The organism is Paenibacillus sp. P4_A9 (genome assembly GCF_056402415.1).
This window is the reverse complement of the sequence record NZ_JBFUHL010000090.1, coordinates 1-15,685: the sequence shown is the minus strand read 5'-3', so window position 1 is coordinate 15,685 and position 15,685 is coordinate 1. Positions and strand designations below refer to the sequence as shown.

General features: G+C 45.6%; 10 protein-coding genes. 7 read left to right on the top strand and 3 right to left on the bottom strand.

All coding sequences use genetic code 11. From position 1 onward, the window contains the following. The 3 genes from AC1DVJ_RS27805 to AC1DVJ_RS27795 form a co-directional block, all read left to right on the top strand. Positions 1 to 246, top strand: a 246-nt coding sequence (locus AC1DVJ_RS27805) for a hypothetical protein (protein WP_477595563.1), incomplete at its 5' end; no start/stop codon positions are given. Next, positions 243 to 1,118, top strand: coding sequence for an SMP-30/gluconolactonase/LRE family protein (locus AC1DVJ_RS27800; RefSeq protein ID WP_477595561.1), 876 nt, complete (start codon positions 243 to 245; stop codon positions 1,116 to 1,118). The genes AC1DVJ_RS27805 and AC1DVJ_RS27800, both read left to right, overlap by 4 nt. 41 nt (positions 1,119 to 1,159) lie before the next feature. Then, complete coding sequence (locus tag AC1DVJ_RS27795) at positions 1,160 to 2,662, top strand: sulfatase-like hydrolase/transferase (RefSeq protein ID WP_477595559.1); 1,503 nt, start codon at positions 1,160 to 1,162, stop codon at positions 2,660 to 2,662. Positions 2,663 to 2,720: 58 nt separating this feature from the next. On the opposite strand, the gene AC1DVJ_RS27790 is transcribed toward AC1DVJ_RS27795, so the two are convergent. Continuing rightward, positions 2,721 to 3,527 (bottom strand): C39 family peptidase, encoded by an 807-nt coding sequence (locus tag AC1DVJ_RS27790; protein ID WP_477595557.1) that lies wholly within the window; start codon positions 3,525 to 3,527, stop codon positions 2,721 to 2,723. Positions 3,528 to 3,844: 317 nt separating this feature from the next. Between AC1DVJ_RS27790 and AC1DVJ_RS27785 the strand changes: the two genes are divergently transcribed. Together AC1DVJ_RS27785 and AC1DVJ_RS27780 are read left to right on the top strand one after the other, a co-directional pair. Beyond that, positions 3,845 to 5,113, top strand: coding sequence for a S8 family peptidase (locus AC1DVJ_RS27785; RefSeq protein ID WP_477595555.1), 1,269 nt, complete (start codon positions 3,845 to 3,847; stop codon positions 5,111 to 5,113). Between the two features lie 317 nt (positions 5,114 to 5,430). Then, a complete protein-coding gene (locus AC1DVJ_RS27780; RefSeq protein ID WP_477595553.1) occupies positions 5,431 to 11,790 on the top strand; it encodes an Ig-like domain-containing protein in 6,360 nt (2,119 codons plus the stop codon). A gap of 171 nt (positions 11,791 to 11,961) precedes the next feature. On the opposite strand, the gene AC1DVJ_RS27775 is transcribed toward AC1DVJ_RS27780, so the two are convergent. Further along, positions 11,962 to 14,124 carry a 5'-nucleotidase C-terminal domain-containing protein gene (locus AC1DVJ_RS27775; protein WP_477595551.1) on the bottom strand — a complete coding sequence of 721 codons (2,163 nt, stop codon included), beginning with the start codon at positions 14,122 to 14,124 and terminating at the stop codon, positions 11,962 to 11,964. Positions 14,125 to 14,612: 488 nt separating this feature from the next. On the opposite strand from AC1DVJ_RS27775, the gene AC1DVJ_RS27770 reads away from it, so the two are divergent. Both AC1DVJ_RS27770 and AC1DVJ_RS27765 read left to right on the top strand, forming a co-directional pair. Then, positions 14,613 to 14,849, top strand: coding sequence for a hypothetical protein (locus AC1DVJ_RS27770; protein ID WP_477595549.1), 237 nt, complete (start codon positions 14,613 to 14,615; stop codon positions 14,847 to 14,849). A 125-nt stretch (positions 14,850 to 14,974) separates the two neighbouring features. Continuing rightward, positions 14,975 to 15,475, top strand: a complete 501-nt coding sequence (locus AC1DVJ_RS27765; RefSeq protein ID WP_477595547.1) for a DinB family protein — start codon at positions 14,975 to 14,977, stop codon at positions 15,473 to 15,475. A 30-nt stretch (positions 15,476 to 15,505) separates the two neighbouring features. On the opposite strand, the gene AC1DVJ_RS27760 is transcribed toward AC1DVJ_RS27765, so the two are convergent. Then, positions 15,506 to 15,685: hypothetical protein (locus AC1DVJ_RS27760; RefSeq protein ID WP_477595545.1), on the bottom strand; the 180-nt coding region annotated here is incomplete at its 5' end.

Below are 15,685 nucleotides of genomic sequence, written 5' to 3'. Positions count from 1 at the left end.
GTCGTTGCTGCATATGGCCTGCGTCTGAAGGAGCGTCATCCCAAACTTCGTTTGATCACATTAGGATATTGCCACTCTCAGATCGGTTATATTCCGCGCCGATCCATGTACGATGAGGGGGGCTACGAAGTGGATGCTTGGAGGACTTGGGGCTATCCGTCTCGTTGGGATCGTAACATTGAGCAAATGTTTGAATCTACAGCGCAAATCGTATTGTCAAAATTGAAAATGGGGGAGACGCCATGAAATACACGGCTGAACTTGCTGTTGAAGCACATTGTTCCTTAGGGGAAGGGCCTGTCTGGGACCCCTCCGGGCAACAGGTGCTTTGGATCGATTACGACGAAGGAACATTGCACGATTATATACCTTCCAGCGGGGTTCATCGCATACGAAAGCTGCCGATGAAGGTCGCTTCATTTGCATTAAGGGAAGGCGGAGGTATCCTCATTGCGGGTGACCAGGGACTGGCTTTTTACAATCCAGAAGATGAAACCATGGCGTTTGTATGCGATCCGGAAAGCCACCTTCCCCATACCCGGTTCAACGATGGAAAATGTGATCCGAAAGGCCGTTTTTTTGCGGGTACTGCATCTAAGGGAAATGTGCGGGATGGGGCACTGTATGTCTTCTATCCGGATGGGAGTTACAGGCAATTGGATTCAGGCATTGGTTGCTCCAACGGTATTACCTGGTCCATAGACGAAAAAACGATGTATTATATCGATTCGCTTGCCTACCGTGTGGATGCGTTTGATTTCGAAATAGAATCGGGATTAGTGACCGGTAAACGTACGGTGATCCCTTATCAGGGAACAGAAATTTTACCCGACGGGATGACCTCTGACGAAGAGGGTATGATCTGGGTGGCTGAATGGGGCGGCTGGAAAGTGAGCAGGTGGAATCCTGCTACGGGAGAGCGATTGGCCGTCGTTGAATTGCCAGTAAAATATGTAACATCTTGCGTTTTTGGTGGTAAGGATATGGACGAATTGTACATCACGTCGGCCAGTTCCCCATTATCGGAGGATGCCCACGCAGAACAACCATCCGCAGGCRGTTTGTTCCGTGCGAAAATCGGCATTAAGGGACGTCCGACATATGTCTTCAGAGGGTAGAATTCCTAGCCTATACTTCGTTGGCAAAGGAGAAAAGCGAAATGAACTATAAACGCCCAAATATTTTGTTGATTTTGACCGACCAGCAGCGTATCGATACGATGAAATGCTATGGGGGCACGGTATGTCAGACGCCTAATCTCGACCAATTGGCGGAAGAGAGCGTTGTATTTGATAATGCTTATGCAAGCTGCCCCATCTGTACGCCGGCAAGAGCGTCTTTACAAACAGGATTTTATCCGTTCAACGTCGGCATGCAGGCCAATACTTATGGAGCTAATTGTCTGATCCGTGAGCTGCCTGATGACCCGATGTTGCTTAGCCGCCAGCTTTTGAAGCAAGACTACAGTGCTGGATACACCGGAAAATGGCATCTAGGCCATGGAAAAGAGATTGTCGAAACCGAAGATTTCCGAAGATATGGCAAGAAATCGATTACGTTCCCCGAATTTCAATACAATATCCGTAGCTTGCCCACCGACTTGGGRTACGAAGGCGACGATTTCCCTGGGCATGGCGACGGCGGTTACGAGTATCCAGAATATCTTCGTTACTTAGAAGAAAACAGTCTCCGCTTTGAAACGGTAAACACGTTATCCGGCAATTTTGACGTACATACCGCATCGGAGGTCGTGTCTCCAATCGAATCTACGGTGGAGTATTATTTAACCGATAGGGCTATTCACTACATCGATCGTTTCCGTCGGCGCAAGCTTCCGTTCTTCTTCGCTTTGAATTTTTGGGGGCCTCACGAGCCGTATATGGCGCCGACGAAGCATCTCAATTTGTACCGGGATCAGCAGCTCGAACCATGGCCAAATTTTTATGACAACAACGAGAATAAACCTTCGATTCATAAAGCCCGAATGGCCAACTCCAAAGATTGGTCGGCTTTTGAGCCTTACGTCAAGCACTATTACGGTTTTATGAGCTCGATTGATGAACAAATTGGGCGACTTCTCGAATATTTGAAGCGAAACGATTTGTTTGAGAATACGACGATCATCTTCTCAGCCGACCATGGCGAATCGCTTGGCATACACGGTGGCTTGAGCGACAAAGCGTTCTTCATGTATGAAGAGACTTGCCGCATACCGCTGCTCGTAAAGCCAGCCGGGTCCAAACAAGAGATGCGAAGAGAGAATCGATTTGTTGGCTCCTGTGACTTTTACTCGACGATTCTAGACCTTGCCGGGGTACCTCGGGAAACGGCAAACTCCCGTGACGGTCGTTCGTTCGTGCCGCTTATCGATGGGCAATCCGTCACCGATTGGCCGGATTGCGTCGTGACGGAATGCTCTGGCCTTGAAAATGTGATGTTTACACAGCGGATGATTCGGCATGGCAATCTCAAGTACGTTTTCAACTGCGGTGACTTAGACGAACTGTACGAACTAAAACAGGACCCACATGAAATGAACAATCAGGTTGCTAATCCAACCTACGCAACCTCGCTCAAGTTCATGAGAGGAAAGTTGGCGGAATGGATGAATGAGCACCAAGACGGATTGCTAAAGCTTTTCAAACGAATGAGGGAAGTGTAAGGATGCCCAGATTAACGGAGTCAACTTTCGCGACTTGGGATAAATCAAAACTTCAAATCTATAAATAGGCGATAGCTTGTTTTCCCATTTGTTCCCAAGCTTCAATGAACTTCTTTTTCGCAAGCTTTTTATTTTTTCCGTAAGAATCTAGCGGGTCATTGATATAAACGTAATTCGCGTCATAGCCAGTAACTAAAACCGAGTGTTCATGCCAGGTGATTTTGACGGTTCCCGACTTCGTATACCATGTCTCAAACGAATTCGGATCCAGCTGTTTAAACCTCGTGTTGGTTATGATCCAGACCGGAGTTCCTCTCGTTATCCCATTGACCACGCTGCTGAAATCCGAGCCAGTTAAATCTGTGACTCGATCCGGCATGTATTGCGAGGCTAATTCGTAGATCGGTCCGTGGTACACCCCGTATCCGGGTTGATTGAAATCATACATATCCCCCACAAAACCCTTGTACGGATTTCCGTGAAAGCCATCCTCCCAATAAGGGACTTTATTAATCTGAGAAGCAAGTGTCATTTTATCAACATGGATGCCTGCATAGTTTAACATCATTGCAAGAGATGTCACTTCACATCCGCGTGGCAATTCAGGCAATTGAAGGATATGCGGCGCGTCGAGCAGCCTGCCAGAAGACGATTGTACGTGGCCTAATGCGGACCAAGTAATCGGCCCCACTATGCCGTCTACGACTAAACCGGTTGCTTGCTGGAAAGACTTAACGGCTTTTAATGTGCGGTTGCCAAAAATCCCGTCCGCGGCTCCTGGATCGAAGCCTCTGTCGGAAAGTGCTTTCTGCAAGGTTATAACATCATTCCCGGTATCCCCAATGCGCAGTGTTTGATTAGTCATGGATGCACCTGCCAATCTAATAAATTTTAGTAGTAAGTAGAATAGAATATGCATGGAAGGATCGCATGGAGTGGACATGTAGCCTTGGTCATGAGAAAAACTTCTATCGAAGTCATTCGAGGATGAGCGACCGCGTTTTAAAGGTTGTTTTTATCGCCAATTAGAAAGATGTTTTCGGGAACCGAAAACTTAAACTTCTAATGTGGTAAGAAATAAACGTCGGCCTTAAAGGCAGACGTTTATTTTCGTTTCTATTCATTGTTTAGAACGCATATGATAGTTCGAGTCGCTCAATTTTTGCAATGAGGAGGGTTTTTTTGAAAATTAAAAAATGGGGAATACTTTCACTATTTTTAGTTGTTCATATGTCTCTATTTGTTTCAAGTGTAACAGCAAACAGTGGAGAACAACAAATTCGAGTTCTTATTAATACTAATAAACAGATTGTGAAGGAAGGACTAAAGTCAAAGTATGGTGTCCGTCATGACTTTCAGGAACAAGGATTTACAACCGATGTTTCCCAGCAAAAATTAGTAGAAATACGAAAACGCAAGGATGAGGGTATTATAGTTTCAGAGGTAGATATCGTGCATACGATGGAAATCAATAGAGCTCAAGGGAAAGTGAATACGCCAAAAGCTCCGATCGACTCGACACCTTGGGGAATCGAAAAGATTTATAATGATTCATCGATCACAAAATCTTCTGGAGGAAACGGCATTACAGTTGCTGTTTTGGATACTGGTGTATATAAATCTCATCCTGATTTGACAAGTAGGGTAGCAAGTTGTATGGATTTCACCAGTATGAAAAAGCCCCTTGTCGAAGGTAGTTGCTCAGATGGTAATGGGCATGGAACTCATGTGTCGGGGACCATTGTAGCCGATGGTGGAGTTTCTGGTAAAGGAATATGGGGTGTCGCTCCAAGTACTGAGCTTTGGGCGTATAAGGTTTTGAATGATAGAGGTACAGGATATTCAGACGATATCGCTAGGGCTATTGATATGGCTGTAGATCAATCAGTTCAGAATAATAAAAAACTAATTATCTCCATGTCACTGGGGTCCAGTACAAAAAACAGCTTGATTGAATCAGCGATTAATAAAGCGGTAGCTAAAGGAGTTCTTGTGATAGCGGCAGCAGGAAACGAAGGACCTAATCCTGATACCATTAGTTATCCTGGGGCACTATCGAATGTAGTCGCGGTAGCCGCACTTGAGAAAGTTATTGAAGATAGCAGCTTACGAATAGCCGATTTCTCTTCCAGAGGCCGCTATTTACCAGAGGGGAATTATCTAAATTATATCATTCAAGAGAGAGATGTCGAAGTAAGCGCACCTGGTCGGAATGTTGAATCCACTTGGAATGATGGAGGGTATAGTATACTAAGTGGAACATCTATGGCAACTCCTCACATTTCCGGACTTGCGGCAAAGATTTGGAGTGAAATACCAAATTCTAAATCTTCAGCCCAAGATGTACGTTCACAATTACAAAGTATTGCTAGAGGGAACGATATATTCGCTGGAATTTCTGCATCCTTAGGATATGATATTGCTTCCGGCTTTGGGTTCCCACACCAATAAGAAATAACTAAAGCGGTTCCATTAGGCCATGAACCATAAGTCAGCCTGCCCTCTAGAGGGCAGGCTGTTTTTGTTTTCGTATATGGCGACGACCTGATATGTTCAATGAAGAGGTGTTGAACGAGGGTGGATTTCAAATTTATTTATAAAATAACATGCTTAAGCAATTTCACCCATACCCCAGAATAAGAGGGAGATTTATGATAAAGGGTGAAAGTGTCTGCTTAGAGTAGTGGGAGAAAACCACCGAGAAAAAGTTGTTTCCGAAATTGGTTTCAGATCTAGCTTCAATTACTAGTATACGAGGAGGGTTTATCGTGAGGACAAGTTTCACTCGTAAGGTACTTAGTATGGTCATAGTAATTGCCATTGTAATGACGATGGTTATACCAGTCTCGGCGCATCCTAGTATTTCTAATGAAGATGGCCTAACAAAGCATATCCAGCAAGTAGTTGCGAACACTTCGAACTCCACCACTACATTCGGCAGTACGGCGCTTTTGGTTGATGGAAGCGTGTACATGCTGGGCGGAAATGGGAACGGTCAGCTTGGAAACGGTACGACAGGCGGCGCAAGCACACTCTTTACAAAAGTCTTAACCGGTGCAGGCACGCCTCTTACCAACATCACGCGCATTTACCAAAATAGCGGCACGATGTACGCGTGGAGTCAGTCCGATGGCAAACTCTATGGATGGGGGCGAGCTTACGGGGGGAAATTGGGTGTACTCGGTGGCACGGGTGCAACTCAGACAGATGTTACATATGCAACTGAATTAACATTTAGTGGCAATAAGACGTTATCGGAGCTCGGAATTAGCTTTGATGGCTCTCACGAACAGACTTTAGGCGGCATTGCTGGTTCTGGCAGCGCCAATCCCAGCACGATTGTGGCTATAGCCACCGACGGGAAGGCTTACTCCTGGGGCTCCAGCGGCGCAAGTACACTTGCGACATATGACTTTCGTCTAGGTCGCGATATCAGTGTTGATCAAGCGGTTTACTCTATGAACGGGACACTTAGTAGTGTAATGCCGGCTCCAGTGATCTTCAACCCTGGAAATCCAGACGAACGGGCGATCGCGGTTGCCGGTTCTGACGAGACGCCAGGCGTCAATTATATCCTCTCAGAGACAGGTGTCCTGTATGGGTTTGGTAAAGGGCTATCTACTTCGGCTAGTGCGATATTTGTTAAGGTCGAGCACCCTGACAAAGCTGCAGGCAGAAAATTTGTAAGAATGAGCACATCCTCAGGGGGGATTGTTATCCTGTTGGACGATCAAGGCTACATCTATACGGTGTTTAACTCAGGCAGCGCCAACAATGTGTATTCGGCTGTCGCGAGTACCGCAACCCGCCCTTCGGCCGTTTATGGCAACGGGACCACTGGCGGTATAAACGGGAATGCGGCTTCAGGTATAACTTTTAAAAATGTTTACGCGATCGGGCCAACGACCAATCATGTCATGTTTGCCATAGCAACCGATGGCACCGTATATGATTGGGGCTCATCATCTGGCGGGACGGTTCATGGCGTACGTTTCGGTGACGGGACAGCGGCTACTAAAACCGTAGCAACAGCGGAAGTAAATCCTTTGCTAAAAGATGTTGAGTATATGAGTATGTTCCGGACAACGGCGGCCGCGGTAAAAGGCAATGTCGTTTATACGTGGGGGTACAATGCCGGCGTCGATATGCTTGGAAATGGTTCCGGTATTGGTCAGACTGCTTCACAAGGCACACCGAAGCCAATTAATGAAGCAGCACTCGTTAATATTCCAGCGCTCGCCGCTCATGTGAATGATGAATTGCCGCTTGCAGTATCCTTTGCGCCAGCGAATAGTGCTACCGGAGTGGCTCTTGATGCTGCTCCAAGTATAAGCTTTAACAAGATCCTTTCTCTTGCCAGCGGCAGTTCGCTAGCTGATACAGTAAAGGTATACAAGGGCACGAATAATACTGGAACTTTACTTGCCCCGAGTGCTTATTCAGTTACGAATGCTGGTAAAATACTCACAATTACTTTTGTAAACGCGATTCAAGAATTGTCAGATTACTATATTGAAATTCAAGGGGGTAAACTCAAGGATTTCAAAGGGAGCTCCATTGCTACACAAGGTTCAACCTTCAAAACAATTGGACAGTTATCGGCTTCACCACTGCCGGCCAACAATGCAACAGGGGTTTCGAGACAAGTCAAACCTTCCATTGCTTTTACAGGCGTCTTAACCAGCGTTAGCAGTTTGAACACATCGGTCGAGCTGCATCAGGGTATGTCTACTGGCACGCTTGTCCAATCTACAGTTGAATTTGAAAATCAGAATACAGTGGTGAGGATTTCACCATCAGCATCGCTTTCTTATAACACAGACTATTATATGGTCGTTAAGGCTAACGCATTTAAAGATCCCAATAATGTCATGTATCCAACAACAGACTTGGTCTACAAATTTACAACAAAAGTTCCACCTGCTTTCTCATCTGCTGTAATCAAGCAGGCCGTTACATTTAGCGGCTCGGACGCGGACGGGAACGCGACAGCGCTCTTAACAACCGACGGCAAAGTTTATGTCAACGGCAATAACGCTAACGGAATCTATGCTAACGGCTCCATTTCCATGCCGAACGGCGGCTTAACCGGCGTATTCAGACCGGCTTATACAAGCGCGGGCGTAGAACTCAGTGGTATTGATATGATTTACACATCCCAGGGCAACCTGCTATATGCTTGGGATGAAGAAAACAACAAACTGTATGCTTGGGGCAAAAACGGCTTTGAGCGTTCAGGTATTCTGAACTCATCTACATCGGTTCAATGGGCAACTCATTCCACCTTCCACAATACCCCGATTAATTTTGCGGGAGGACGCCATTCTCTTACGGCAAGTGTAGGCAGCACTTATGTAATAGACAAAGACGGCGCGGTATGGTCGTGGGGTCAGGCATCGGCAGCCAACGGTGGCAATGAGTCGAATGGGTGGACGAATGACTATCGGCTTGGTCGTGACTTACCTGGTATATCTGTAGCTTCAGGCGTATTAAGACCGATCTGGGAAGCGCAGGCTGCTAACGGGATTAAATACTTGGATGCCGGTAAGGCATGGTATTCGGCAAAGCCCGGAAAAGTTGTATACACTTCCGACCCGAGTGAGAAAGCAATTGAAGTAGCAGGCGCTGGTACGACTTCGGCCTTCATTTTGACTAATTACGGAAACATGTATGCCTTTGGAGGAACAGGAGCTAATCAGTTCTCATCCGATCCAGCAAATCGCTTCGCGAAGGTTGCTCACCCTGTAACGGGGCGCAAATTTGTCCAGATTAGCGCGTCAGTGGGCGGCACGGCAATCATGCTTGACGATATAGGTCAGGTATATGCCCTATTTGCCGGGACCTTCGCTAATAATAAAACAAGCCTTGTTCCACAGAAGCCTGCGGCCATTTATAACGCAGTAAACGGCATACCGAACGCGGAAAGCCTGATTTTCGATGACATCTTGGCCTTTGGTACCGGTACCAACGTCACCTATATGGTCAAGTCTTCCGACGGCAAAGTCTATGTGTGKGGCAGTAACCAAAGCGCAAAGCTTGGCCTCGGTATCGCGGACGTTACCAACACTTCAATTGTTCCGTTTGCAACCGAGAATACTGCGCTTAAGGACGTAGAAGGCTTCTACGGAATTAATGATACCGCTATCGCCTGGAAAGGCGACGTCCTGTACACATGGGGTGCTAACCCTTACAACACCTTGGCTAACGGCACCAACATAGCGGATTACAGCTTGTCGCCGCTGCCGATTACCAAGCCATATCTTGCGAATATACCTAGCTTACAGGCTATCGCTCCTGACGGTGATCCGCCTACTGCGCCGGATTCTGCCCTTGAAGGAACAAACGCAAACTTTGTTTACAAACCGGCTGTATCGCAAGATATCAACGACAACATCTTGGTTGAAGATTTTATGGGCTGGGGCGGTCAGTATAACCATCAGCTGTTCTCCGACCTAAACAGGACGGTTTACGACGCCACCGACGCCAATCTTCAGAATCTTGAAGATAAACTTATCAATCTGAATCCGAAGTATACACGCATTTTCTATGATCCGGACCCACAGAGGGCGGTTCCGTATGTCAATAACGCGGCGGGCGGCAATTCGGGATATACGGCGCTCTACGGAGACCTGAATTTCGAATCGCTCGAACAGACGCTGCAGCTTGCTAAGGACACCCACTCGGCGGTCAATCTCACCTATTGGCATCCAGCCACGGAGTTGAACGGCCAGATTGTGGCTAGCAGTGATACCAGTTGGGATATCAGCACAGGAATGGGGCGTTGGGCCAAGCATCTGAAGACACTTATTGTGGATAAAGGATTTTCCAACATCAAAGCCCTTACAATTTACAATGAACCAAACGACGGCATCCCTATGGATAAGTATGTGCAAGTTTACAGGGCGCTTGACACAGCTCTTAAGAATGAGGGCATAAGAGATCTCGTTAAGATTGTAGGCGGCGACCTGCTGACTGGTAACCAGGCGGCTTGGTTCAAGCTTATGGGTGAAAATCTGAACGACGTGGTTGACGAATACTCGATCCACAGATATTGGTTCGACGGCTCGACGAGATACAATATGCTGCTCACTGTGCAGGCGATTATTAACGCTCTGCCTGAAGACCAGCGCAAGCCGGTCCAAATTACTGAGTTTGGTCCAAACAAAGGCTATATGAACGCAGCCTACAGTGGAACCCAAGCCAATCTGATCAAATATGCTTATGAAACCTCAGGCTTTAACATTATGTCGGCTGCGCTAGGCTTTGACGGCACTAGTAAATGGGACATCTACCACGCTAAGTATGACGGTGACATCCAAGACCACAGCATGATTATGGATGCAAGAAGCGGGTATGAGCTTCGTCCTGAATACTGGGCATTCTTGCTTGAATCCATGACTTCGGAATCTGGATGGAACAGTGTAAAAGTCCGCGGCGGTACTGGTGACGGCGGTTCCAACAATAAGATTGTCGCGGCGCTTGAAAGCCCGGACCGTTCAGAGCAAAGCTTCTTCCTACTGAATCAGTCAACAACAGCAGCAACTAGTATAAGCGTCGAAGGCTTAGACACTTCCATGACCTACTACGTGTATATGTGGAACGAGAACGGAGACGGCAAGATAACCGAGAAGGGCGTACTTGCCCCGTCCGGTACAGCGTCAGCACAATCGTCTAATGCAACTGGAGGCTTATACAAGGTTTCGGGGATCAAGGGCAATTCGTTTGCTGTGTTGACAACTAGACAGTTAGACTCGGCAAGATGGGCGGATGTGTGGGAATTTGACAATACTCCCGATGTGTTTATATCTCCGTCTAACGACGCGAATGGCGTATCGGTAGATGCACAAGTCGAGATTGGCTTTAATGTCGAGTTCCTTAATCGAGATGGGATTGGCGACATCAACAAAATTGATCCGACAAGCACGCCGCAGGTTTTGGAAGGGCCTAATTTTGCAGGTATCGTAAAGGTTTATAAAGGAACCAACAATAACGGTACAGCACTTGTTGAGGGGACTGACTTTGTGGTCAAGTTCAAAACAGGGGTAGGCTATACCTATAAAGATAAGAAGCTGGTGGTCAGCTTCCCGAATGAACTTGAACGGAATACGGACTACTATGTTGAAGTTCAGCCAAACGTGTTAAGACATGTCAGACCAGCTCCGACTTCCATCCCGTATTCGTTTGTAAATACGATAACCGTTGGTTCGACCTTCAAAACGGAAGCTGTTCTGGATGCATCACCGCCAGTGCTTTCCCTTCCGGGAAATATGACAGCTGGGGCTGCTGATCCTTCAGGTGCTGCAGTATCCTTTACAGCAACAGCCACAGATATCGTGGATGGTTCAATCGCTGTAGCTTGCACTCACAGCTCTGGTTCCACCTTCTCATTAGGGATTACAATGGTGAACTGTTCGGCTCAAGACCAAGCTGGTAACGCAGCAACAGGCAGTTTTACAATCACGGTAAACGGGACTCTCCTCAGCAGTAAGGATAGCTATTTACGACAAGGCTCACCTAATACCAACGAAGGCGGCAATCCAAATCTGACCATTCAAGCTAGTGGTAATAACCGTGTCCTAGTGGGATTTGACGGCCTAGATCAACTTAGTACGGTCGGTTTGAAAAGTGCCACACTCGTTCTTACTATTATGGACAATTCAGATAACTGGGGAAGAAACGACGTTCGCACTGTAGATGCACATCGCCTCCTAGTGAATTGGACGGAGGGGAATGGTTCGAATGATGAAGTTAATCAACAGGTTCGTGGGACCGGTAATGGCGTTACATGGAACAGCCCCAGTGATACGGACATAAGCAATCAAAATGATGATGGTGACAAATGGGATATGCTCAATCCAGGAAAAGTGAGCAATCAAGGCGGGAAATATTCGAATGCTACAGCAGCGGGGTCTAGTCATTATAACGGTCTGAGCGGTAAAGTCACTTGGGATGTTACTGAGGACATAAAGGTTGGTGCAGGGTTTGGCTGGCTTATTAAAAAGACAGAGGAAGGTGCAAGTGGAAAAGTAATTTACTATTCCAGAGAATATGCTATCGACCATAATAATTTGGATTTAGCGCCACGATTAATCCTGGAATATGGGCCTTCAGATGAAACGGTTAAATGATGTGAAGTCTCGAATAACATTTCCAAATTAGGGTAATAATTCCTTATTGTATTCGGTGTAACAGCATCTTTATTTACAATGGGAAGAGTTCATCACAGTATTCAAATGCAAAAACAACCACGTCATGGCAGAGCCAATGGCGTGGTTGTTTGTTTGCACTTAGTGCACATCTTACTTTTTAATATCTACACGAATATCGCGACTGTCATCTTTCACGGATACTTCTTTACCGTCAGCTTTCAAAGCATTTACATAGCTAACCCATGCATCAAGCATAACCGCACCGTCTTTCCAATCCTTCACTTCACCGAAAACAGTGAACCCGTCACCTTTGCCAGTTGCCATGAAATCGTTGGTAGTTACTTTGAACATTCTATCCGTATTGAATTTACCATCGACATAAATCGGAGTTCCATCGATTAAGGTAATCTTAGTAAAACGATCTCCATCCTTACGCGTGTTATCCCATTCTACGTTTACACCTGAGAATTGAAGAGCAGGAAGTTTCGTGTACTTATCTAACACTTCGAAAGCAGTCTTAATCTGTTCAGCCGTCATTGTTCCAGTTACATTATAGTTACCAAAAGGAAGGACTTGGAACATATCACTGTAGGTTAATTCGCCTTTATCAACATCAGCACGAATCCCGCCGATATTCGTGAATGCGATATCTGACTTCTCAGAAGTACGCATAGCATCTGTGATGATGTTACCGAGTGGTGTTGCACCGTCACGATCTTGACTGCCGTTGATATCATAACGGAATGATTTTCGGCCAAGGTTTTCAGAAACTACGGCTTCAATTTCGCCAGCTTTCGTTGCGATTTTGGATTTATAGCCATCGACGATATTTTTAACATCTGGATCAGCAGTCGTTAAATTCGTATAGGTCTCCAAAAGACTAGCATTCGAGGAAACAACCTTTTTCGTCGTTTTATCTAAGTAAAGTTGAATGTGCCCAACCGCATACAACCAGCTTTGTGCTTCAACAACTGGAATTCCGTTAACAATGCCAGCAACACGCATATGAGAGTGACCGCCTACGATGGCATCCAACGTGCCGTTTCCAGTCCCATTCGCAAGATCAGTGAGCTCGCCCATAATTTGCTTGGACTTGGCATCTTGTTCACCTGGCAGGTGGGAGGTAACCATGATGATATCGCAGCCTTTTGCGCGAAGCTCTTCAGAAAGCTGCTTAGCGATTGGAGCTGGATTTGCAAAGCTTAAGCCTTCAATGTTGGTTGATTTGGTAGTTGTCATTGTTTGCGGTGTAGCAAAACCAATAATACCAATCTTCAAACCGCCACGTTCAATAATGACATAAGGCTGCGTCCAATCTACAGGTTTACCTGTTTTATCATCAATAATGTTAGCACCCATGATCGGGAACTTGGCATTTTTGATGTTAGTGATTAAAGTATCGCGGCCAAAATCGAATTCGTGGTTACCAATGGCAGCAGCATCATATTGTACCTCAGCCATGGAATCTAGCACGGATTGGCCATTCGTCGTATTGGAAATAAGCGTTCCTTGCCAAGCATCGCCACCGTCAACAACAACGGTTCCGGTAGGATTAATCGCACGGAAATCGTTTACGATTCCAGCAACGGTTTCCATGCCACCTTGTGCATGATTACGTTTCTTATCAAAGCCGACTTCAATTTGTCCGTGAATGTCATTCGTTGTTAGAATATCGACAAGTTTAAAAAGTACTGGTTTAAGCGCTTTAGCCGTCTCATCACGAGTTACTTCAGCAGTAGGGTTAAAGTTGCCATCCAGAGCAGGGGTGAAAATGCCGGAAATTACAGCGTAAGCAACGTAAGGACGTGCCCAAGAAGTGATAGAAGCATTATCTTTAAAGTAGTTCAGTACTTGTTCGTTAACTTTAGGAGCTTGTCCGCCCGTTAGCGCTTTTACGATAAGAACTGCTAGTTCTTGACGGTTCATTTTCGCATCTGGATGAAAGGTGCCATCTTCATAGCCACTTACTAGATTTGCAGCTACAGCATTAGCAACCGATTGCTTTTGCCATTCAGCTAGATCGCCAAAAGTTGCTTTGCCCAGATCGGCTTGCGCCAATTTGGCTACACGGTTGAGCATCGTCACAACTTCAGCGCGAGTAGCTGCTTGTCCGCCACGGTAGTCGGAATCGCCATACCCTTCAATGGCACCTTGTTCAACAGCAAGCTGCATGTCGGTTTTCGCTGTAATGACGGTATTAATCGGCATCACACTTACGTTTTCCTCTGCAAAGGCAAAGCTTCCTGTAAGTGAGCTTATCAAAGCTGTTACCACGACAGAGGTGGCAAGTCTAGTATTTAATACTTTTTTCATAATTTCCTCCTAAAATATAGAAACATAGCAAATAATTTTAAACCTTTATTAGTATAAAGATTTAATTGACCACTGGCTTGTGTTTTTTTTAGGAGGACTAATGACAAACTTCAGAAAAATGACAATTGTAGTGGAGTAGATTACCTGTGGGTGTACAATCACAAACGTATTACATCACACCACAAGGGTTTAGTATGAATCCATGAATTAACAACACCAAAGTAACAACCCGCTCCTTGTTAGGAGCGGGGTTACTAGTGTTTGAGCTTCAAAGAAGCGGGGTCCTATCTTTTCAACGAATAAAATGACGTCTATTATACCCCCTTTCTTCGTGTTACACTTATTGAAAAAGTGGGGAAGACTTGCGCGGGTTAACAGAACTGTATGCAGCCTGGGCTTATGCTCTGCGGGAGGATCTGGGAACTTAAGACGAAGAGCCACGGATGAAGGTTTTTAAGAACTTCGAGGGACGGTTTGCATTGTAATAGGTGGAGGTGGGACTTATCAGTAGCGGTGAACCCCGTAATGAACGTGAATTACATAAGATGCATCTGGCACAGGAACAAGAAGTTAATCCGCCTGGTTCACATAGGGTCGATCTCATCCCCCTGGACGATGGGCGTATCATGATCCGTGAATATGATGTTGACGGGAATCTAATCAAAGAAACATGGGGAATGGCACCACATCCAAGCGAAGAGCATGATCCATTAGTTGATACGTGATGACTTGGGAAGCTGAAGTAGGATTGTTCAATCCATTATTGATTCATTGGGGAGAGCGTATAATTAGTACCAAGTCATAATACCTTGAGATAAAAAGTACCATTAATTTGAGGGAGGGCTTGAAGATGAAGTATTTCGAAGAAAATCTTTTTTTTACAAGAGTGCAATTAGTAAATGAGATTTCGAATATATCAGACGAAGTGTTCAATCGAAAATTAGAGACAAATAAGTGGAGTATAGCCGAGATTTGTCATCATTTATTGAAGACGGAAACTTTGTTTACTAAAGCAATTCTTTTCGGRCTTGAACAAAATAAACGAGCTAAAGCAGTACGCAAACCGATTGAAGATGTACTAGATAGATCGAAGTTCATTAGTGCACCAAAAATTTCTGAACCAGGTACGGGACCTTTTTACGTTCTTCAGCTAATTCAACAATTAAATGATTCAAGAATAGATTTATTGGGTGTTCTAAATAAGATTGATGACAAGTCTATATTGGAGGAAATAGCTGTTAAGCATCCAGTGTTCGAAGACTTATCATTAGATCAATGGGTTGAATTGCTCTATTTACACGAGCAACGACATATTCAACAAATTAAAGATCAAAAAGAACTAAGCCGCTAAACTCTAAGAGCGAACTATAGTTGAACAAACCTAAACAGGCTGCCGCGTGCAGCCTATTGTGCGAACAGGCAGAATTAACGAGGGATGGGCAGATTTGCTTAATAAATGCCTGTAGTCTGAGTTGGCATCACGTGGGAAGGAACCTTGACGTGCAATACGTCGTCTGCGGCTGTTAGTAGCCGGCTTTTGGTTTTCTCCAGTACCAAAGGG

Excerpts from the sequence above, each read along its gene's own strand:
- AC1DVJ_RS27790 (WP_477595557.1), bottom strand. The coding sequence starts at position 3,527 with ATGACTAATCAAACACTGCGCATTGGGGATACCGGGAATGATGTTATA.
- AC1DVJ_RS27775 (WP_477595551.1), bottom strand. The coding sequence starts at position 14,124 with ATGAAAAAAGTATTAAATACTAGACTTGCCACCTCTGTCGTGGTAACA.